General features: G+C 62.8%; 15 protein-coding genes and 1 pseudogene. 1 reads left to right on the forward strand and 15 read right to left on the reverse strand.

Translation table 11 applies throughout. The features are described from left to right. Nucleotides 1–161 precede the first annotated feature (161 nt). From NKJ17_RS13815 to bglB, 13 genes and pseudogenes are all read right to left on the reverse strand, one after another. Entirely contained in the window at nt 162–1,145 is a 984-nt protein-coding gene (locus NKJ17_RS13815; RefSeq protein WP_502899795.1) for an alpha/beta fold hydrolase, read from the reverse strand. Nucleotides 1,146–1,711: 566 nt separating this feature from the next. Beyond that, the gene (locus tag NKJ17_RS13820) at nt 1,712–2,395 is read right to left on the reverse strand and encodes a response regulator transcription factor (protein WP_352689010.1); all 684 of its coding nucleotides are present in this window, start codon (nt 2,393–2,395) and stop codon (nt 1,712–1,714) included. Next, complete coding sequence (locus NKJ17_RS13825; protein WP_254818501.1) at nt 2,385–2,774, reverse strand: response regulator; 390 nt, start codon at nt 2,772–2,774, stop codon at nt 2,385–2,387. The genes NKJ17_RS13820 and NKJ17_RS13825 overlap by 11 nt, the downstream gene beginning before the upstream one ends. A gap of 2 nt (nt 2,775–2,776) precedes the next feature. After that, nucleotides 2,777–3,418, reverse strand: a complete 642-nt coding sequence (locus tag NKJ17_RS13830; RefSeq protein WP_352505175.1) for a response regulator transcription factor — start codon at nt 3,416–3,418, stop codon at nt 2,777–2,779. Beyond that, a pseudogene (locus NKJ17_RS13835) lies at nt 3,415–6,281 on the reverse strand (sensor histidine kinase). The gene NKJ17_RS13830 and the pseudogene NKJ17_RS13835 overlap by 4 nt, the downstream one beginning before the upstream one ends. A gap of 366 nt (nt 6,282–6,647) precedes the next feature. Continuing rightward, nucleotides 6,648–9,776 carry a PAS domain-containing protein gene (locus tag NKJ17_RS13840; protein WP_352688893.1) on the reverse strand — a complete coding sequence of 1,043 codons (3,129 nt, stop codon included), beginning with the start codon at nt 9,774–9,776 and terminating at the stop codon, nt 6,648–6,650. Between the two features lie 191 nt (nt 9,777–9,967). Then, complete coding sequence (locus NKJ17_RS13845; RefSeq protein WP_352688896.1) at nt 9,968–11,056, reverse strand: ABC transporter ATP-binding protein; 1,089 nt, start codon at nt 11,054–11,056, stop codon at nt 9,968–9,970. A 7-nt stretch (nt 11,057–11,063) separates the two neighbouring features. Further along, entirely contained in the window at nt 11,064–12,116 is a 1,053-nt protein-coding gene (locus NKJ17_RS13850; protein WP_352476708.1) for a carbohydrate ABC transporter permease, read from the reverse strand. Beyond that, a complete protein-coding gene (locus NKJ17_RS13855) occupies nt 12,113–13,135 on the reverse strand; it encodes a carbohydrate ABC transporter permease (RefSeq protein ID WP_502906546.1) in 1,023 nt (340 codons plus the stop codon). Before NKJ17_RS13855 ends, NKJ17_RS13850 begins: the two co-directional genes overlap by 4 nt. Then, nucleotides 13,132–14,400 carry an ABC transporter substrate-binding protein gene (locus NKJ17_RS13860; RefSeq protein ID WP_352688899.1) on the reverse strand — a complete coding sequence of 423 codons (1,269 nt, stop codon included), beginning with the start codon at nt 14,398–14,400 and terminating at the stop codon, nt 13,132–13,134. Before NKJ17_RS13860 ends, NKJ17_RS13855 begins: the two co-directional genes overlap by 4 nt. An 86-nt stretch (nt 14,401–14,486) precedes the next feature. Next, a complete protein-coding gene (locus tag NKJ17_RS13865) occupies nt 14,487–17,006 on the reverse strand; it encodes a hypothetical protein (protein ID WP_352688902.1) in 2,520 nt (839 codons plus the stop codon). Further along, complete coding sequence (kduI, locus tag NKJ17_RS13870; protein ID WP_352645989.1) at nt 17,003–17,833, reverse strand: 5-dehydro-4-deoxy-D-glucuronate isomerase; 831 nt, start codon at nt 17,831–17,833, stop codon at nt 17,003–17,005. The genes NKJ17_RS13865 and kduI overlap by 4 nt, the downstream gene beginning before the upstream one ends. Then, nucleotides 17,833–18,933 carry a beta-galactosidase BglB gene (gene bglB, locus NKJ17_RS13875; protein WP_352688905.1) on the reverse strand — a complete coding sequence of 367 codons (1,101 nt, stop codon included), beginning with the start codon at nt 18,931–18,933 and terminating at the stop codon, nt 17,833–17,835. The genes kduI and bglB overlap by 1 nt, the downstream gene beginning before the upstream one ends. A 99-nt stretch (nt 18,934–19,032) precedes the next feature. On the opposite strand from bglB, the gene NKJ17_RS13880 reads away from it, so the two are divergent. After that, entirely contained in the window at nt 19,033–20,112 is a 1,080-nt protein-coding gene (locus NKJ17_RS13880; protein ID WP_502906547.1) for a LacI family DNA-binding transcriptional regulator, read from the forward strand. On the opposite strand, the gene NKJ17_RS13885 is transcribed toward NKJ17_RS13880, so the two are convergent. Both NKJ17_RS13885 and NKJ17_RS13890 read right to left on the reverse strand, forming a co-directional pair. Then, on the reverse strand, nt 20,097–20,579 hold the full coding sequence (locus NKJ17_RS13885) for a flavin reductase family protein (protein ID WP_352645985.1): 483 nt from the start codon (nt 20,577–20,579) through the stop codon (nt 20,097–20,099). The two genes, NKJ17_RS13880 and NKJ17_RS13885, sit on opposite strands and share 16 nt — an antisense overlap. Beyond that, complete coding sequence (locus tag NKJ17_RS13890) at nt 20,579–21,736, reverse strand: LLM class flavin-dependent oxidoreductase (protein WP_352688908.1); 1,158 nt, start codon at nt 21,734–21,736, stop codon at nt 20,579–20,581. The genes NKJ17_RS13885 and NKJ17_RS13890 overlap by 1 nt, the downstream gene beginning before the upstream one ends. Between the last annotated feature and the right edge of the window lie 108 nt (nt 21,737–21,844).

Genomic DNA, 21,844 nt, shown 5'->3' on the forward strand with positions numbered 1-21,844 from the left:
GACAGACCGGCATTCAGGCCACCGCTCGGCTATGCGAGCGCACAAGGTTTGACCTGGCGCGCCACCTGAAATGCTGTTCAGGGCGCGCGAAATATTGCCAAAGGTGGTCATCGGCGGCTCCAAGGAAGTGCGGACAACATGCGGTCGTGTCTGAGGGCGTACTATCCTTTGATGAAGGCGAGCAGGTCAGCATTGACCTGATCCTGGTGTGTGGCCGTGATCCCGTGGGGCGCGCCGGGGTAATAGATATCCTTTGCGCCTTTGATCAATCGGGCCGACTTGACTGCCGAGTCCTTGACGGGGACGATCTGGTCGTCCTCGCCATGCAGGACCAGGGTTGGTACGTCGAACTTTTTGAGGTCCTCGGTAAAATCGGTCTCGGAGAACGCCTTGACGCTTTCGTACGCGTTGACGAGACCCGCCTGCATGCTCCAGAGCCAGAACTGATCCAGAGTCCCCTGGGAAACCTTGGCGCCCGGCCTGTTCGCGCCATAAAACAACGGTGCGAGGTCGCGGTAGTACTGCGAACGATCCTTGACGAGGCCAGCCCTTATGCCGTCGAATACCTCGATCGGCAGGCCTTCCGGATTGGCCGGCGTCTTCACCATGATCGGCGGAACAGCGGCGATAAGAACAGCCTTGGCCACCCGCTTCGTCCCGTGCCGTCCGATATAGCGAGCAACCTCGCCTCCTCCGGTGGAATGGCCGACCAGCGTGGCGTCCCGGAGATCCAGCGCCTCGATCACGGCTGCAAGATCGTCCGCATAGCCGTTCATGTCGTTGCCGGACGTCGCCTGGCTCGATCGGCCGTGGCCGCGCCGGTCATGCGCGACGACGCGAAAGCCGTTATGGGCAAGAAAGAGCATCTGGCCGTCCCAGGCGTCGGAATTCAGCGGCCAGCCGTGCGAAAATGTGACGACAGGACCCTTGCCCCAATCCTTGTAGTAGATTTCGGTGCCGTCCTTGGTCGTGATGGTGCTCATCGTCTTGGTTCCTTTGATTGAGGGGGAAGAGGAAAGCGTTTGTTTTCGGCTCGTTGCCGAAGCAGCGCGGGGCAGTCCGTTGGCTACCGTAGAGATCAGGCCTGCCAACAAGACATCGCGGCGAGATCCGCCGACGGAGAAAAGTCCGTCTTTGTTCATCATGTCCATCCATGTGCTCTGAACATCCTGCTCACCATCACGACCGTCGAGTCGGCCTGTGCGGTCGCGTTCGGGGAGGAGCGAGCGAGGAGCGGTAGAAACGCGACGGTCGTGATGGCTTGCGAGGAACAGGATGCACCGATCCGGGCCGCGAACCTATTCTACCGAAGCATCTGTCATACGATGCCAAGGTGCAGGGCAGGCACGCCGAGGATAGGGGCGGGCCAAGGCAAGCTCTTATAGACACACGTCAATTTAGGCTTGGGTAGCGGCGCGGGGACCGCCGCGGCATGGCCGGCGTCAGTTGTTGTTGCATGGAATGTTGCGAGTTTGTCGGTCAGGCTGGGCCGCCAAGGAGCGCCGCTCAATGGTAACCGATGTTGGCGCGGGCCTTGCCGCGAAACACCCAACAGGACCACCGATGTACATCAGGATCACCCGCACCAGCACGAGCGTACCGACAGCAGGAAGGCCTGGGCGCGCAGAGGTAGCAATTTCCCGCAGCCTGAAGCAGCCGGGCGCGCCGGGCGATCCTATTGGATGGGGCATGGATGGGCTTGTGCCAAATTCTAGGCCTGGCGCATCGGCGCGGGCAGCGTTTCCCATGTCCTGATCAGCTCACCGATGGAAGCGGCCTCCATCTTGCGCATGACATTGCCGCGATGCAGCTTGACCGTCACTTCACTGATGCCGAGGTCGAAGGCGATCTGCTTGTTGAGGCGTCCGCGCGCCACTTCTCGCAGAACCTCGCGCTCGCGCGGCGTCAGCGTCTCGACCCGCTCTACATTGCGCTTGACGATCACCGCATCCGCCCGCCGCTTGGCGTCCACCGCAATGCCCGTGATCACCGCGTCAAGCAGGGTCTGATCCCGCACCGGCTTGGTGAGAAAGTCCACGGCGCCGGCCTTCATCGCTTGGACAGTCATCGGGATATCGCCATGTCCGGTCAGGAAGATGATGGGTTTGTGGTTGCCGTTTTTCGCAAGATGATGCTGCAGATCGAGACCGCTCGTCCCTGGCATGCGCACGTCGAGGATCAAGCAGCCGGGACCTTCCAACACATCGGCGTCAAGCAATTCGCGGGTCGAGGTAAAGCTGACCGGCAGGAAACCCGCCGACAGGATCAATTCCGACAGCGCCTCCCGAACAGAGGCATCATCATCAACAATAATGACCAGCGGCTGCTCGGCTTCAGCCCTCCGCTGCTGTGATGACGGCGTCGATCTCCGTAATGGCAATTGGTCAACTGTCATGTTTAGGCTCCGTTTTTGGGTTGCGTAAAGCATCGCCGATCGCCGCAAGCAGGGCCTGGCCATCGAAGGGCTTGCAGAAAAGCCCGCCAATGCCCTTGGCGCGGTGCTGATCCACTATCTCGTGGCGACCGGTGATCAGGAACACAGGCAGGTCCGGACGCGCCTTCTTGACCAGGTCACGAAGTTCAAAGCCGTCCATGCCGGGCATCCCGATGTCGGTGATGAGCATGTCCAATCCAGACAGGCCGCTGACCAGCAATGCCCCCGGCGACGAGAAGCTGCGGGCCACATAGCCGGCGGACTCCAAGAGGTCCTCCAGCGACTCGAGCAGTCTTGGGTCATCGTCGACAATCGCAACGACAGGCCTCCGCTTGCTCACCCTCAGCTCCCCCCTGCCCGGCGCGAGTGCGTGATCGGTATTCCCAATCGCTCGGCGATGCGCACTAGGTCGGCGAGCGACGCCGCGATCATCTTCTGCATGACGTTCCTTCTATGAATTTCCAGCGTAACTTCGCTGATCCCTAGTTCAGCGGCGGCCTGCTTGTTGAGCAGGCCGCTGACCACCAGCGGCAGCACCTCACGTTCGCGCGGCGTCAACTCAAGATAACGTTGCTTCAACACGCCCAGCTCGGCGCGCTCCGATCGCTGTACCCGATCCTGGGCAATCGCCGCATGGATTGCGGCCATGAGGTCTGCATCGCTGAAGGGCTTGGTCAGGAAATCCACGGCGCCGTGCTTGATCGCACGCACCGAGGACGGGATATCGCCATGTCCTGTCAGGAAAACGATCGGCGGATGATCGCCCTCGGCAATCTGTCGCTGCAGATCGAGGCCGTTAATATCCGGCAACTCGATATCGAGGATGAGGCAGGCAGGGACGTCCGGCTTGTCAGCGCGGATATAATCGCCCGCCGATCCGAACGCTGTGGCACGCAGGCCATGTGCGGCCAGCAGTTCACTAAGCGCCTCCCGGATGCGTTCATCGTCATCTACGATAAAGACAATTTGGCCGTCCGTCGTCATGACGCCGCTTCCATTTCAACCGGCAACGTGAAGATAAACGTCGCTCCACGTGGTTCGTTCTTCTCGACCCATAGACGCCCGCTGTGCGACTCGATGATCGAACGGCAGATCGCCAGTCCCATGCCCATCCCTTGCTCTTTCGTGGTAAAGAACGGTTCGAATATCCGGTCGGGAAACTCGACGCCCCGGCCGCGATCTCTGACTTCGGCCTGGACAACATCCCCGATATGGCGCACGCGGATGCTGATAACTCCGTCATCCGCACCAGAGTCCATCGCCTCGATGCCGTTGCGAATGAGATTGACCAGAACCTGCTGGATCTGGACGCGATCGAGCGCGACTAGCGGAACGTCGCTTTCGACATCAACGCTGATGCGAACGCCCCGCCGCATCGCTTCCTCGGTCACGAGGTCGCGTGCCTCTGCGATGACACTGCTGAGCGCGGCATTGGTCCTCGTCTCGGTGGATTGCTTGAACAGCGCGCGGATGCGGCCGACGACGTCCGCCGCCGAATTGGCGTCCCGGATAATGCGCTCGGCCGTAATCTTCGCGCGTTCGACGTTCGGCGGGACGGCGCCCAGCCAACGGTGGCATGCATGGGAATTGGCGACGATCGCGGCCAGCGGCTGATTCACCTCGTGCGCGATCGAAGCGGAAAGCTCGGCGAGACTTGCAGCCTGAGTGGCTTGCGCGAGTTTGTCGGAGGCTTGTCGCAGCGCTTCCCGCGCGCGCACCTCTTCGTCGATGTCGAGGGAAACCCCGTACCATTGCACAACCGCCCCGTCTTCATCACGCCGCGGCTCGACCCTGCACTCCGCCCAGCGATAGCCGTCTGTTTCGCGCCAACGAAACCGCATCGCGGAACCGCCGCCTGTTTCGAAACAAGTCAGCAACGTGCGCAGCACCTCGGGAGCATCTTCGGGATGAACCAGTTCTTGCAGCAATTCCTCGATGCGCGGCTCTCCGAGTGTTTCGACATTGGCGATGACGGCGCGGAAATGGTCTTGGTATCGCTTGTTGAAGTAGACCGGCCCGCCGGTCGGCACCGCGCTCCAAATGCGGACCGGCACAGCGTCGATCATCTGCTGAAGCTGCAATTCGCTCCGCCGCAGCGCCTCTTCGGCTTGCATCTGATCGTCTATGTCGTGACAGAGGCCGTACCACTGCACGATCAGGCCAGCGTGATCGCGCATCGGCTCTGCCCGGCTCGACATCCAGTGATAGACGCCATCGGCGCGGCGCAGGCGATACCTCATGGAGAAGCGCTCGCCGGTAGCAAGGCAGTGACTGAGCGTGTCGCCGAATGCTGCTGCGTCGTCCGGATGGACGGTGGCCGCTATCATCGCCGCCAGCCGGCCGATGCCCTGTTTGTCCAAATCCGTTACGTCAAGGCCGAGAAAGTCGACCATTCGCTTGTTGAAAAAGGTCGGCTCGCCGTCCGGCGTCAGGCGCCAAACGTGGCTCGGAACCATGTCGACAAGCTGCGAGAGCTCCCGCTCCCGGTCGCGCAATGCCTCCTGCGCGCGCACCTCATCGTCGATGTCGATGCTGGCCGTGTACCATTGGACGATCGCTCCACTCTGGTTCCGCAGCGGCTCGGCGCGGCCCTCCCTCCAGCGGTAGACACCGTCAGCGCGACGCAGGCGATACCGTATGGGATAGGGTTCGCCGGTGGCGAGTGAGCGGCTGAGCCATTCTCTCATCCTGGGTCCATCGTCGGGATGGACGGCTGCCGCGACTACGGTCGCCAGGCGGCTCGTGCCCGGCTTGTCCCAGCCCGCGATGTCGTTGAGGCCGATATAGTCTGTCGTGCGCTTGCTGAAGAAGGTTGGTTCGCCGTTGGGCGCCATGCGGGCAATGTGAGCGGGGATCATTTCGACCAGCAACGAGAGTTCTCGCTCCCGCTCCCGCAAGGTCTCCACACTTTGGCGCAAAGTGAGCACCGCCGCCTGATGCTGCCTGGAAATGGCGGCCACGACGAGCGCCGAAAAAAGGCAGAGATGCCCAGAAAAAGCTGCAGCATGATCTGGTTGTGCTTCTGGGACTCGGGATCGCCGGCAAATTGGCTGGCGCCGGATATCGTGAATACCGCCGTGATCAGAGCGAGAACGGTCAATGCTACGGCGGCGCCTCGGAACTCAAAGCGCACCGCGGCCCAAAGAAGAGGCGGCATGATGATGTAGGCGAAGGGCAGATAGCCGCTCAAGGAAAGGGCGGCGATCCCAAGAAAGATCAACCCTAGGACGCAAGCTTCCATCCACCGCGCTGCCGAGAGTTGCGCCTTGCCGCGCCAGTTCTGGAACACGACCAGCGCCAGTGGCGCTACGATCAGGACTCCCGTCGCGTCTCCGATCCACCACAGCGGCCAAGCCGTCACAAAGCTTTGCGATTGTATGCCAAACCACGCAAGCGCCGCACTTCCGACCGTGGCGCTAGCAACCGGCGCAACTCCAGCGGCCAGCACGACGAATGCGAGGACGTCCCGCAACGTTTCCAGCCGAACTGGGCGCTTGCAGGTCTGGTTCACAAGCCATGCGCCGGTCACCGCTTCAAGAGCGTTGCCGGCAAAGATCAGGAAGGCCGCGGGCAGCGGAGTGTGGAACCACGAGAAGTTGCTGAACAGTTCTGCCACACAGGCCCCCAGCACCCACCACGGCCAGCTATACCTGGAGGCGAAGACAAGCGTAGCGATGAAAAGCCCGCTCGGAGGCCAAATGGAAATCCCTGTTCCAGGTATAATTGCGAGCGACTGGGCGAAGCCGCAGCCCAGGACATAGGCCGTAATAAAGAGCCCCAGATGCAAAAATTGAGGACGGTGCGACCAGACGCGCGACAACCTGCCTCTTTCAAGATCGCTGATCATGTTGCCGCGAATCAGGCCCGGTTCATTCGTCGCGAAAGGTCGGCCACTTCCCGGTCCGGATCGGTTCAAGTCATGCGTTAACGCGAGTGTTGCGTTGGAATCGGTCTCGCCAAGTGAGTTGGGCGCTATCGTCATCGGGTGCCCCTGACGGACAAACAAAATCTGGAGATTGTCGGCGCTTCGTGTAGCACTTGTTCTTGATAGCTGGACTGGGCTGACGGACTCACGTCGCCACCCTAATCCCGCCACGCCCCAACCGCACCTCATGGAAATCCATGCATTGCACGGGGCGGCGGCGCCCCTTCACCGAGAGCCGAAAAACCAAGCGCTTACTGAGCGCCGCCGGTGGCCGAGGTGTCGCCCGACTTATTGCGCAGCTTTCGCTTCAACCGGGAGAGTGAAGATGAATGTCGCCCCACGCGGCACGCTATTTTCCACCCAAAGGCGTCCGCCGTGAGACTCAATGATCGAACGGGAGATCGCGAGCCCCATGCCCATCCCGTTTCCTTTCGTTGTAAAGAACGGCTCGAATATCTTGTTAGGACGTTCGATACCCGGGCCTCGGTCGCTGACCTCGGTCTGGATCGTGTCCTCTATCCGGTGCACGCGCATCCCAAGAACCTTGTCGCCCGCGGTGGTGTCCATCGCCTCCATGCCGTTGCGAATGAGGTTGACCAGGACCTGCTGGATCTGGACGCGATCGAACGCAACCAGCGGAAGGTTGCTTTCGACGTCGATGTCCATGCGAACGCGACGCCGCATGGCTTCCTCGGCCATAAGGTCACGGGCTTCCGCAACGACGCTGGGGATCGGCGTACTGGTTCTCATTTCAAGCGAAGGTCTGAACAAGGCACGGATGCGGCTGACGACATCCGCCGCCGAGTTGGCGTCGCGGATGATGCGCTCGGCCGTGATCTTCGCGCGCTCGACGTTCGGGGGCTCGGCGGACAGCCAACGGTGGCATGCGTTCGAGTTGGCGACGATGGCGGCCAGCGGCTGGTTCACCTCATGAGCGATGGATGCGGAGAGTTCGGCAAGGCTCGCCGCCTGACTCGCACGCGCCAGTCTCTCTTGTGCCAGTCGAAGCTCCTCTTGTGTCCGCACCTCATTTTCGATGTCGAGGCAGATAACGTTCCATTGCACTATGGCGCCTTCGGCATTGCGCATCGGCGCGGCACGCGTCTCGACCCAGCGATATTCACCATCGAAGCGCCGCAGACGGTGCCGTCGCGCATACGGCTCGCCTGTGGACAGACAATGGGCATATCTTTCTTTGACGCCTGTCAGGTCGTCGGGATGAACACCGGCGTCGAGTGTGCCAGCCAGCCGCGACTTTCCCGCTTCGTCCAATTCCTCAAGATTGTATCCGAGGAATTCGCGGAGCTGCTGGCTGCGGTATATCGGTTCGCCATCTGGCGCGGCGCAATCGATCATTGCCGGCAGCGTTTCAACGAGCTGCCAGAGAGCGCGTTCTCTCTCGCGCAGCGCCGCTTCGACGCGCAGCTGATCGTCGATGTCGTGCGTAAGACCGTACCACTGGACAATGCGTCCGCCGTGATCCCGCAGCGGCTCGGCGCGGCCCTCCATCCAACGATAAACGCCATCGGCACGGCGCAGGCGATACCTCATGAAGAAGCGCTCGCCGGTGGCAAAGCAGCTGTCGAGTGCTTCCTTCAGGCTGGCTGCATCGTCGGGATGAACGACGGTGGCAATGAAGGCCGCCAGCAGGCTCGTGTCCGGCTTTTCCGCGTCCGCTATGTCCAGGCCGAGAAAATCTATCAGGCGCTTGTTGAAGAAGGTCGGCTCACCGTTGGGAGACAGCCGCCAGAGGTAACTCGGAACCATGTTGACGAGTTGCGAGAGCTCTCGTTCCCGGTCGTGCAACGCCGCTTGCGTGGTCACCAGGTCATGGATGTCGACGCTCACACCGTACCATTGGAGAATGCTGCCATCTTCGTCGCGCAGCGGCTCGGCGCGAGTCTCGGTCCAGCGATAGCCGCCGTCGGCCCGCCGTTGGCGATATCTCTGAACGTAAGGCACGCCCGTTGCGAATGAATGGCGGATCGCCTGCCGTGCGGTGTCGATATCGTCTGGATGGATGACGCTCAGCGACGGCGAGCCGTCCGGGGCCGTGATGTCATGGAGCGTGGCCCCGGTTACATCGGTGAACCGCTTGTTGACGTAGGATGGCGTCCCTTCCGGTGTCGTACTCCAGATCAAAGCGGGCACGGTGTCGATAAGCTGCTGAAGGCGCCGCTCACTTTTGCGCAACGCCGCCTGCGCGCGCACCTCATCGTCGATGTCGAGAGAAACCCCGTACCACTGCACGACCGTTCCGTCCTCATCGCGCCGCGGCTCGACCCTGCACTCAGCCCAGCGATAGGTGCCGTCTTTTTCGCGCCAGCGAAACCGCATCGCGGAGCCGCCGCCAGTTTCGAAACACCTCAGCAACGTGCGCTGCACCTCGGGAGCATCTTCGGGATGAATCACCTCGTGCAGCAACGTTTCGATTCCCGGCTCGCCGAGCGCGTCAAAGTTCGCGATAACGGAGCGGAAATGGTCCTGGTATCGCTTGTTGAAGTAGACCGGCCCGCCGGTCGGCATCACGCTCCAGATACGGACCGGCACGGCGTCGATCATGTGCCGAAGTTGTTGCTCGCTCTGCCGCAACGCCGCTTCGGCGTGCATCTGATCGTCTATATCGTGACAGAGGCCATACCACTGGACGATGCGGCCGGCGTCATCGCGCATCGGCTCCGCCCGGCTCGACATCCAGCGATAGACGCCATCGGCACGGCGCAGGCGATAGCGCATGGCGAAGCTCGCACCGGTAGCGAAGCAACCGCGGAGTGCATCGCCGAATGCTGCCGCGTCGTCCGGATGAACGGCGGCCTGTATCATCGCCGCCAGCCGGCTCATGCCCGGTCGGTCCAGATCCGCTACGTCGAGGCCAAGAAAGTCAACCATGCGCCCATTGAAGAAGATCGGCTCGCCGTCGGGATCGAGCCGCCAGATGTGACTCGGGACCATATCCACGAGCTGCGAGAGTTCCCCCTCCCGGTCGCGCAATGCTGACTCGGCCCGCTTCTGATCCTCAATGTCTATTGTCGTGCCGTACCATTGAATGATGCGCCCCTGGCTATCGCGAAAAGGTCGTCCTGAGCTTCGAAACCAGCGATAGACGCCATCGGCGCGCCGCAGACGATGCTCGGTATCATAGGGATCGCCGGTTTCGAGGCAATGCCGCCATCTGGCGGCTACAGGATCATAATCGTCGGGATGGACGGCTCGACGCCAGCTGAACTCATCGTTGTCTTCGGAGGTGTTGAGACCCTCATGCGTGTTGCCGATGAACGCCAGGGTATTTGGGCTGACATAGGTGAACCTTCCGATGGCATCGGCTGCCCACGCGTTGCCGGGCATGCTCTCGATGATTTGCAGCGCGAGCGTTGCTTCGGGGTCGATTTCGCCAAGTGAGTCGGACGCTGCTGTCATCGGCTTCTCCTGTCGGACAAAAAAGCCTGGGGAGGGTCAGCGCTTGATATAGCACTTGTTTTCAATATCTGGACAGGCGAACTCACCGCCTAAATCTAGTTCCGCCATGCCTCGGCTGCATCTCATGGAAATCCATGTATTGCGCGGAGATATCGCCACTACGAGGCCCCTAACGATGGCCTCGCGTGAGGCTAACGCTGTGGAACGCGCAGGCCGGCGGCATCGAAGAGATGCATGCGCTCCGGCGGCAGAGCGAGGTTGATCGGCGGCCCTTGCGTTTCAACGCCCTGCTGCTTGAGAACGGCGATCAGTTTGCTGTCGCCGGCAATGGTGGCGTGGACAACGGTTTCCGGTCCCAACGCCTCGGCCAGCATTACCCGCGCTTCCACCGATCCCTTGCTGCCATTCGAAAGTTGGATGTCGTGTGGCCGGATGCCAAGCGTCGCGTCGTCTCCCGGTTTCAGCGCGACCCCATCGGCCGCGATCGAGGCTGAGAGCCCGCCTGGACCTTCGACACGCACCTCGGCGCCGCTTGCCGAACGCACCTTCACCGGCAGCAGGTTCATCCGCGGCGCGCCGATGAAGCCGGCGACGAACAGGTTGGCCGGCGCGTTGTAGAGATCGAGCGGCCGGCCGACCTGTTCGATCCGCCCCGAGCGCATGACCACGATGCGGTCCGCCAGCGTCATCGCCTCGATCTGGTCATGGGTGACGTAGATCATCGTGGTTGCCAGCCGCCGGTGCAGGCCCGCCAGTTCAGCGCGCATGGTGATGCGCAGTTCGGCATCGAGGTTGGACAGCGGTTCATCGAGTAAAAAGGCGGTCGGATTGCGCACCACCGCACGGCCGATCGCCACGCGCTGCTTCTGGCCGCCCGACAGTTGACCGGGCCGGCGGTCGAGATAGGGAGCGATTTCCAGCATGCGCGTCGCTTCCGTGATCCGCGCGTCGATCTCGGCTTTCGGCATACGGATGTTTTCGAGCCCGAAAGCGAGGTTCTGGCGCACGCTCATGTGCGGGTAGAGCGCGTAAGACTGAAACACCATTGCCAGACCGCGCTGCGCGGCCGAAACGTTGGTGACGTCGACCCCGTCGATCTCGATCTTGCCCTCGGTCGGTCGATCGAGCCCGGCAATCAGCCGCAGCAACGTGGATTTGCCGCAACCCGACGGGCCGACGAGGACCAGCATCTCGCCGTCACCGACGTCGAGGTTGATGCCGTGCAATATCTTCATCTTGCCGTAAGCGCGATCGATGTTGGTCAGCGTTATCCGTCCCATGACATCCTCACTTCAGCCCGGTGCCGGCAATGCCGGAAGTGATGTAACGCTGCAGGAAGACGAAGACGAGGACGACGGGGATCATCGTCACCACGGTCATCGCCAGGATGTAGTGCCACTGCACGTTTAGCTGGCCGGCATAGGTATTGAGGCCGACCTGGAGTGTGTAGAGTTCCTTGCGCGACAGCACCACCAGCGGCCACAGAAAGTCGTTCCAGCGCCAGACGACCGAGAAGATCGCCAGCACGGCGAGCGCCGGTGCTGCAAGCGGCAATACGATGCGCCAGTAGATCTGCCATTCGGAAGCGTTGTCCATGCGAGCCGCATCGAGCAGCTCGTCGGGGATGGTCAGCATATATTGGCGCAGCAGGAAGACGCCGGTTGGCGTCGCCACGGTCGGCAAGATCACGCCCCACAGCGAATCGAGCAGCCCAACGGCACCCACCACCGAATAGAGCGGCACCAGGATGACCGACAGCGGCACCATCAGCGTACCGACGATCACAAGCATCGTCAGATCGCGGCCGCGGAACTTGTATTTCGACAAGGCGAAGGCGGCCATCGAATTGGTGAGCAGCGTGATCAGCGTCGCCATTGCCGTCACAAAAACCGAATTGCGCAGATAGCGCAGGAAGTCGAAATGAACGAAGGGCTCGGTGTAGTTCTCCGTCGCGAAGCCGATTTCGCGCACCGGCTGCCGGTCGGCGATGTTGATCTTGACGACATCGTTCGGCGCCTGCGGGTCTACCATCTGCGCCATGATGCCGATGCGCCGCACCTCGGCCAGCACCTTGGTCGAACCATCCGGCAACTTCACCTTGTAGAGGGTCAGCGGCTTGTCGTAGCCTTCGACCCTCGCCTGTTGGCTGACATAAGGCATTATGGTCGGCGGGAACTCGGCGAGCTGTGCCGGCGTCTTGAATGACGAACCCACCAGCCAGACGGCCGGACCGAACATGATGACAACGCCGCCGAGCAGCCACAGCCAGCTCACGATATCCGTCCAGTGCCAGCCGCGACCGCCGCGCCGGCGGGTCAGGAATGTCACGACCCGGCTCATTCGCGGACTCCTTTCCGCTCACCCCGGCGTCCGACCTGCAGCTGAATCAAGGTGAGCACGACCAGCACCAACCCCATCAGGATCGAAGCCGCCGAAGCCAGCCCCGGATTGCGCAACAGGGAGGCGAAGCCGATCTCATAGATGTACTGCGTGATATAGAGGGTCGAGGTTCCCGGCCCTCCACCCGTCAGCACATAGACTTCGTCGAAGATCTGCACGGCGCGGATCAGCGTCAGTACGATGACGACAAGCAGATTCGGCATCAGCAGCGGCAGCGTGATGCGCCAGAACACCCGCGCCGGCTTCGTGCCGTCCATCTCGGCCGCTTCGTAAAGGTCGCGCGGGATCGCCTGCAATCCGGCAAGCAGGATGAGCGTGTAAAAGCCCATATGTGCCCAGACCGAAACGCTGACGGCGGCGGTGAAGGCCCAGAAACGGTCCGTCAGCCAGTTGTGCGGCTCGCCGCCCAGATCATGGACGATCAGGTTGAGCAGGCCCTGGCGCTGCAGGATCCAACGCCAGATCAGGCCGGTGACGACGGGCGACAGCAGCACCGGAAAGAAGAACACCGCGCGCCAGAAGCTGCGCCCGACGATCTCGCGGTTGAGAATCAGCGCTGTCGCCATCGACACGGCCGTCATCAGCGCCACCTGCACGACGACGAACAGGCCCGTATTGTGCACGGCCTTCCAGAAGAGATCCTCGTGGCAAGTGGCAGTGTCCAGGTAGTTGCCGCAATCGAGCAGGCGCTGGTATTGCTCGAGCCCCACATAGGTTCGGTCCTGCAGGAAGTAGGCCGTTCCTGACGTGGCCGAATAGAAGAAGTTGATGATCATCGGCACCAGGACGAAAATGCCGAAGATCGCCATGTTTGGGGCGAGGAAGAACGCGGCCATGCCACCGGTGCCCGTCGCGCGCTGCCAGAACTTCAGCGGCACGTTGACGATCGACGCCAGCCACACGACCGGCGCCGCGAGCGCGGCGCCAGTCCATGCCTTCAGTGTCGCGGCGGCGGTCACTTCGCCTCGGCAACCTTGTCGGCGATATCCTGGTCGATTCTGCCCCAGGCATCGTCGAGGCTGAGTTCGCCGGCCATCACTTGGCTGACGCGCGTCACCAGCGCGGCGAAGTAAGCGTTGGCCCACTTCCACGGCGGCAGCGCATCGGCCGCCGGCAGGGTTTCACCCGCCGCCTTGACGAACTTGTCGAGCGCCGGACCGACGTTCTTGTCGGCCGAGACCCATTTCAGCCCGCCCTTGTCTACGACGCCCTTGTGCGCGGGCAGAAACAGCGTGCGCTCGCTGAATTCTTTCACCACGTCTTCACGGGCCAGATAATCCATGACCTTGGCGACGTCCTTGGGATTCTTGGTGTATTTGATGGCGACCAGCGCCGCGCCGCCCTTCACGCCCGAACATCCTGCGGTACCGCAGGGCGAGCCGGTTGCCACCCAGTCGAAACTATCGCCGATCTTGGTCGACAGATTGGCGACCTGCCAGCTGCCCGAATAGTAGAATGGGATCTGGGCGTTGATGAAGTCGTCGGCGGCCGCGCGATAGGTCGAGCCTGCCGCCGACACCCAGGTATCCTTCAGCATCAGGCCCTTGGCGGTCCAGTCGACGAGCTTGCCGACGAACGCCTTGGTGCCGTCGTCCACTTTCGCCGGCATGCCATCGGGGCCGATATAGTTCGCTCCGAAGGAGACATTCGGACCCGAAATGCGGTGACCGGAACGGTCGATGGCGAAGGCAGCCGGAAGTTGCTGGCTCTTCGCCACCTCGGCGGCGGCGGCGATCCAGTCGTCCCAGGTCGCCTTGTCACCGGGCAGCGGCACGCCGGCCTGTTCGAACAGCGTCTTGTTGGCGAAGCCGCCAGTGAGCGTGAGCTGGGTCATGAAACCCGGGATGGCGTTGGAGCCATCGGGGCGCATCCAGTCCAGCGTGTCAGCGAAATTGGCCTCCCAATATTTCGGATCGGCCACCAGTGGCCTGAGATCGAGCCAGTGCTGGGCAAGCTCCTTGATGTTCGTGACGCGGGCGATGTCCGGGCCCTGGCCGGCTTCGAGCTGGATGGGCAGCTGCTCCTGGATCACCTTGTAGGCGACGTTGTCGAGCGTGACGTGGATGTCGGGATTGTCCTTCATGAAGCGGTTCAGAATGTCCTGGATGACATCGCCCTCGACACCGTCCGAATACCACATGATGCGCACGTCGCCGGCACACGCGCTGGTCGATGCGAGCAGACTGACCGATAGCGCGGCCAGCAAAGTGCGGGTCTTATTCATGCTTCGTCTCCTCCTTTAGCGGGGCGGCGCCCCGATGGTTCAGCGGCCACGCCCTCTCCTCTTGAGCGTCGCAGCCGATTTCCTCCCTACTCTCTTTGCTTCATGCGCATCGCCTCGCCGCGCACGGTCCAATTGGCCGGATCGAGTGTACGTCCCTCAGCCACAATCCTTGCGTCGGCCAGGAAATGCACCGTGCCGTACTCCGGATCCTCGACGGTCAACTCGCCGTCTGGACCCGACCGCACAGACAGGCCGGCAAAGGCGCCCGCCCAGGCGTCGAGCGCCGGCAGATTGGCATTCCGATCACTGAGGCGGACGATCCATGTCGTCCTGCGTCCCGCCGCCCGCAACTCGTTGCCGGCGGTCGGGCCGGCCACGACCTGCGTGAGCGGAACATCCGTCTTCAGCATAACGAAGGCGTCGCCAGATTGCGCGAACGCCCAATCGCCACCCACTTGCACGGCATCGAAGGCACTTGCGGGGAACCAGGCGTGTGTAAAGTCGGGCTGTTCATCCGAGCAGGAGAAGCTGACTATGGCGAGGTCGCGGTATTGGTGAAGCCGGGGCAAAGTGCCTGAGCCGCCCCAATATGATGGTCTGCCATATCCCGACTGCAGCACTTCGCCGGGGTGGTTGATCCAGATCTGCGCATCCGGATTCTTGCCCAGCCGGGCGTGAATGACGGTTTCCTGATAGCCCCATTGGTTCCAGCGGTAGCCAGCGGCGCTGCCCATCGCATGGTTGCGCGTCTTATAGTGGTAGAGCCGCGCGAAGCGGTCTTGTCCCTGCGCGAAAGTCCATTCCCACGCCGTATCGTCGGTGAGGGAAGCAATTGCAGCCAACCCGTCGGGAACGCTCAAATCGTGATCCCGCAGACAGAGTGCCAGCTGCGGCAGCGCGTGAAAGCGCATGCCGTAATTGCCCTTGCCCCAAAGCATGCGGCAGATGCCGGATAATTCCAGGGAACGCGCGGCGCGCAGCGTGTGCTCATAGGAGCGGCCCTGCGCCCCGGTGAGGATGCCGCGATGCGCCGAGCGCGCGACGACTTCAAGCAGGCGTATGATTGCCTTGCCGGCACGTTCGGCGATGTCCTTGTCCGGGGCCAGCGCGTAGAGCGCGCACAGGCCCTTGAGGTCGATCGGGAAATAGGGCGCCGAGTTGAACTCGGCCATCTCCCATGCCTCGAAATGGTCGAGCCAGGCGCGCACACGCGCGGCTCCAACCGCGGACTGTTCGCGGCCAAGGCGGTCCGACCGCACGAACCGCACATCAGGCAACACGCCCCCAGCAATATAGGCGGCGGTGTGGAAGAGCAGCGCGTGGTTCTCGGAGAAGTACCACTGTACATCATTGCCGGGCTCGTCCATCCAGTAGCGATAGCCGAGGATGGCGTTGTCGACGCGCGCACGCAGGCTCGCTTCCAGCCGATCGCCATAGGCCGTGCGACACCACAGCAGCGGCACCAGGATGAAGTCGGCGCAATCGTGACAATCCTCGATCGCCGGCAGCGTGCCGGCGATCATGGCGTCGGTCTCGGCGCCCTGCTGTCCGATCGCCAGGCGCGCCAGCGCGCGCACGGTGTCGGCCTCGGCGTGACCGGCGACCTCGCGCAGGGCTTCATCTATACGCGCGGTAAGCGTTTCCGGCGCATCGCCCTGACGGCGCGCGTGGCATATCTCGACGCCGAAGACACGCGATACGGCATGGTCGGCGACCTTCAGTGTCACCTTGAAATGGCGAAAGTCGGCCGGCAGCTGCTCGGTATCGGCGATCGGCAGCCGCGCCTGGCCCGCCGGCAGATCGAAGGCGAAGCGCACCGGCGCCTCGATCGACATGAAATCGCCTTCGATCTCGACCTCGACTTGCGCGTCGCGCGGCAGGGCCACGCCGGTGACGAGCGCCACCTCGCCGCCGTCATAGGCGGGACGCTCGAAATGCATGTCGTCGAGGGCTGCTTCCATCGCATCGGCAACGCCGCTCTCGACTTCGATCGGCAGTGCCACCGAAGCAGCGGGACCGGATAGATAGTCGAGCTGGAAATAGTAGCGGGCGTCGCGCTCGGCGAGATCGTCGAACCACACGCGAATGTCGTTACGGCCGGCCTTCAGCGCGATCTTGAAATGCTCGGCACTTTCCAGATTGCGGCCGTAGGGCGCCATCCAGCCGGCTTCCCCACCGTTGGCAAAGAGTATGGCGCCGCCGCATGTGCGCAGCCGCACCAGCGCCTCGCCAGTCGAGGCCGCCTCGATGGTGGTCTCGGCCCAGGTTCCAAGCACCGTCGGCCGAAACCAGAAGCCCGACAGGTCGATGCGCGGTGAGGCGAAGGGCAGCCAGGTGCGCTCGGCGCCGAATTCGGCGCTGACCTGTGGTCGCTGGCCGCGTCGTTCCGCTGCGAACTGCGTGCGGCACGGATATTCATGCGGAATGAAATTCTTGTGCTTGGTCAGAAAGAAGAAGGGATCCATCTCGCCTTGCATGGGCTGGTCGGCCACGTCGTAGCGCTGCTCGGCGATGGACCCGAGCCGCCAATAGACGATAGGCTGCCCCGCCGTGAGCGGCCGGCGCAGCGTAAAGTCCGTCCGAACGCCTTGCACGGCCTCGCTCATCGCAAATCCTTCACGGCAACTGGATCGACATCGGTATAGGCCTGGTTCTCGCCGGTCATGCCCCAGACGAAAGCATAGGGGCCGGTGCCGGCACCCATATGGATAGACCAGGCGGGCGACAGGACGACGTCGCCCTCAGCGACCATCAGGTGGCGCGTCTCGTCAGGCCGGCCCATCAGATGGACCACACGGTCGGTCTCGGCGAGGTCGAAGTAGCAATAAGCTTCCATGCGCCGCTCATGCAGATGCGGCGGCATGGTGTTCCACACACTGCCCGGCGCGAGGTCGGTGATCCCCATCAGCAAGAGGCAGGACGGGGCCACTTCGGGATGGATGTACATACGCAGCGTACGCCTGTTCGCACGGGCCTCATCGCCGAGCACAAGCGGCTTGGCTTCGCTGCTGACGATAAGCCGATGCGCAATATCGGCGCCGGCTGGCACCGAGTTCATGTAGAAGCGTGCCGGCCTCTCCGGATCGTCGCTCTCCAGCGTCACCTCACGCGCTCCGCGTCCGACATAGACGATGTCGCGGTTAGCCACGTGAAAGCGCCGGCCGTCCACCGCGACCGCGCCATTGCCGCCGAGATTGGCGATGCCCATCTCGCGGGCGTCAAAGAAGAGCGGGGTGCCGACTTCGGCCCCGTTGCCGAATGCCAGCGGGTTGGCCAGCGGCACCGCGCCACCGACGATCATGCGGTCGACATGGGTGTAGACGAATTCGATCGCGCCAGGCCGGAACAAGCCGTCGACGAGGAACTCGGCCCTCAGCCGGTCCGTGTCCATGCCGGCAATATCGGCCGGCGACGCGCCATAGAGCGTCCGCATCACGCCGCCTCCACCTTCGACTGCAGATGCCGCGCGCCTTCGGTCAGGCACAGAATGGCCAGCGCCTGCCCGTAGCCCGTCGGATGGATGGGGATATCGCGATAGAATTGCAGGTCGGCGCCCATGCGTGTGCCATAGGACACGTTCGCAACCACACCTTTGTCATCGATGTTGGCCACCACGGCTTCCAAGGCGCGGAGGCCGGCGGCACGGCACTCTGTCGAGCCGATTCCGAGCCGCGCGGCTTTCATTAAGCCGTAGCCGAAGCCGGCGGTGGCGGAAATCTCCTCGTAAGACGTCGGGTCGTCGAGCAGAGTGTGCCAGGCGCCCGAACTCGCCTGCACCTCGAGCAGGGCGTTGATCTGCGTCTCCAGCACGCCGAGCAGATAGGCCCGAACCGAAGGCGCAACTTCGGCGAACTCCACCAGTTCCAGGATACCGACGGTAATCCAGGCATTGCCTCTCGCCCAAAGCGCGCGGGCGAAATTGTGCCGGCCCGCGAACGTCCAGCCGTGGAACCACAGCCCTGATGCCGGATCGGCAAGATAACGGGCGTGAACCAGGAATTGCCGTTCCGCTTCCTCGACGAAGCGGCGCTGGCCGGCAGCCTGGCCGTAGGATGCGAGGAACAGCGCCACCATGAACAGCGTGTCGTCCCACAATTCGTCGTCGTTGACCCGGTCCGAAACATCATGCTGGAAACCGCCTTCGGGCGTCCGTGGCAAGGCGATGACTACCTGCTCGGCCCATTCGCGCAGCACCGGCTCGAAGCGCGGCTGGCGCCGCCGTCGCCATAATTCGCTTAGCGCCAGCAGAGGCGCGGTGGTGTTGACGTTCATCGCCGGGAGACCGGCAGCGATGCGTCGATCGTACCACGCCTCGATCGTCTGCAGCAGCCGATCGTCGCCGGTCTGCGCCCACAGCCGAACCAGCCCGTAGAGCCCGACGCCTTGCGGCCATTCCCAGCTGTCGAAGCTGACATAGTCGCCCGGCGTGCCGTCGAGATTCGGCTCATGGAACCGCCCGTCATGACGCAAGCCGGTCATGCCGGCCACGAGGCTGGCAAGCGCGGAATTCAGGCGTTCGGCCGATAGCGGCATCACTCCTCCCGTTTCTCCCGCTTCATCAGAACTGTTTCACAGTCATTTTTCTTGCGCAATCTGAAAATTTTTTGCATTAATCGGATAACTTTGCTGGAGATGACGGAGCGGATGAATATCCAGGGCAAGCGTGGCCGCCCCAGCCGCCGCATTCGACTTGAGGAGATCGCGGCGCGTTGCGGCGTGTCGGTCAGCACCGCCTCCCGTGCGCTGAGCGGTGTCGGCGGCGTGAGGGATGAGATTCGCACCAGGATCATCGAAATAGCGAAGTCGATGAACTACGCCATTCCCGCCTCGGTTGCCGGGCGCAAGGTCATCCTGGCCGCAAGCAGCGTGGCAATGGTGGACAGTGCCCGCAATCAGTTCACCTACCATGTCCTTGATGGACTGAACGAGCGTGCCCGGTTGCTGGGCGTCGAACTGGTGACCCGGCCGGTTTCGGCGCCCGAGGACGAAATCGCGCTGCTGCGTGAATCCGAGCGCGACGACAGCGTCGCCGGTTGCCTGTTTCTGACGCTGGACGATGACGATGTGCTGACGCTGACAGCCGGCTTCGCTAAGCCGATCGTGCTCGTCAACGGCGACGATCCCTCGATGCGCCATTCGAGCGTGACGCCCTGCAATCGCTCTGCCGCCATGCTTGCCGCGCAACATCTGCTCGGCCTCGGCCACCGCCGCATCCTGTTCCTGATGCGGCGTGGCCGGCGCACAATCGAGCGGCGCTATGAAGGTTGGCGCGACGCGCTGATCACGGCCGGCATTGCCGGCTTCGACGACTTCGTGGTCGAGGTGCGGGACTGGCTGCCGGAACTTGCGAGCAGAGCCGTGACCGAGCGCATCGCGGCCCGCGGCCTCGATTTCACCGCCGTGCTGACGGCCGGCGACAGCCTGGCCTTTGGTGCGATCGCCGGCGTCCAGGAGGCCGGATATTCGGTGCCTGGCGATGTGTCCGTGGTCGGTATGGACGACTTGCCGCTCGCTGCCTTCTGCAACCCGCCGCTGACGGCGATGCACATTCCCATGCGCGAGATCGGATCGGCAGCACTTAGCCTGCTGCTCGACGACATGGCCCATTCGGGGTCGCCGCCGCGCCGCGTCGAACTTGCCTGCAATCTCGTGGTGCGCCAGTCGACGGCACCAGCCCGGAGCGGCGCGGGCGGTCATCAACTGGCCTCTTGAGCGCGCGACTTGCCGCCAGCAAAGAGCAGCGGCAAACCCTCTTGCGTCTCCAGTTCAAGGACACGTCCAAGCAGGATCATATGGTCGCCAGCCGGGAAACGGTCGGCGACGCTGCATTCGAACCGCGCCAGTGCGCGCGGCAGCAATGGCACGCCGTGCTCGCTCCACGACAGGTCAAGATCGGCAAAGTCCGTCCCCGACTTCGAAAAACGCCAGCACAGATCGATCTGATCTTCCGCCAGCACGTGAATGGCGTAGTGCGCGGAATTAGCGAAGGCTTCGAACCGGCGCGAGTGGCGGCCGATAGACCAGAGCACCAGCGGCGGATCGAGCGACACGGATGAGAAGCTGTTGGCAGTGATTGCTACCGGGCCGTCGGCCGTGCCAGTGGTGACGACCGTTACGCCGGTGGCGAAGCGCCCGAAGGCATTGCGCAAAAGGCGTGGATCGCACACAACATGCTCCATCAGCGGCGCTCCCCCGTTCCCAGTGGTGTCGCCGGGATCCGTTCCGGCACCCGGCCATAGGCGTGCGGGAGCGAGCATGTCTTGAGCTGGGGCAGCACCTTGGTGCCGAAATGGCGCGCCTCGTCGAGATGCGGGTAGCCGGAAAAGATGAAGGCGCGGATCCCCATCTTCATATACGCCTCGATTTCCGACAGAACCTGATCGGTCGAGCCCACCAACGCCGCGCCGCAGCCGGAGCGCGCTCGCCCGACGCCCGTCCACAGATGCGGCTCGACATAGCCTTCGGCATCGGCGATCTGGCGGTTCCTGGCCTGGTGCGATACGCCGAGCGATCGGGCGTCGAGCGCACGCTCGCGGATCGCCCTGCCCTGCTCGTCGTCCAGCTTCGAAACCAGCTCCCGGGCATATTCCTTTGCCTCGGCCTCGGTGTCGCGCACGATCATGTGGACGCGCAGGCCGTAGTCGAGCGTCCGCCCATTGCGCTCGGCGCGTTCGTGGACGGCTTTCATGCGGCCGGCAAGTTCCACCCTGGTTTCAGGCCACATCAGGTAGACGTCACACTGTTCGGCGCAAAGCTCGAGCGCGTCGGGCGAATAACCGCCGAAATAGAGCAGCGGACCGCCATTTTGCTGATAGGGCTTCGCCGGCGCCGTCGAGAGCCCCTTGAAACGATAGACCTCGCCCTCGAAATCGATGCTGTCCCTGGTCCAGGCCTGGCGCAGTATCTGCACCACCTCGCGCGAACGCTGATAACGGTAGGCGCTGTCGGCTGTCTCGCCCGGAAAGTCCGACGAAATGACGTTTACCGTCAGCCGGCCTTCCAGCATGTGGTCCAGCGTCGCAATCGTGCGCGCCAGCATAATTGGCTGCATCTCGCCGCAGCGCACAGCGGCGAGCAGATTGATCTTCGACGTGATCGGCGCACAGCCGGCTACGAAGCTCAACGTGTCCTGGCCGACCTGATAGGACGACGGACACAAGATGTTGCGGAAACCGAGTTCCTCGGACGTCTTCACGATCTCGGAGCAATGCGCCCAGCTCGAGCGCAGCGCGCCGTCCGGAACGCCGAGATATTGATAGTCGTCCGAGCAGAGTGCGGCGAACCACGAGACTTCGGCAGCTTCGAGATCCGGCGAAGTGATTGGGACGATGCTCATTGCCACTCTTCAGAAAAGACGTCCGGGCCACTCTTCAATGACCTCAGGAGCTGCGAATGGGGCTTGCGTAGCATTCGTTTTAGTGTAGATCAATACTGTATCAATTTT

Origin of the sequence: Mesorhizobium sp. M0208, from assembly GCF_040322015.1 — a bacterium.
Taxonomy (GTDB): Bacteria; Pseudomonadota; Alphaproteobacteria; order Rhizobiales; family Rhizobiaceae; genus Mesorhizobium.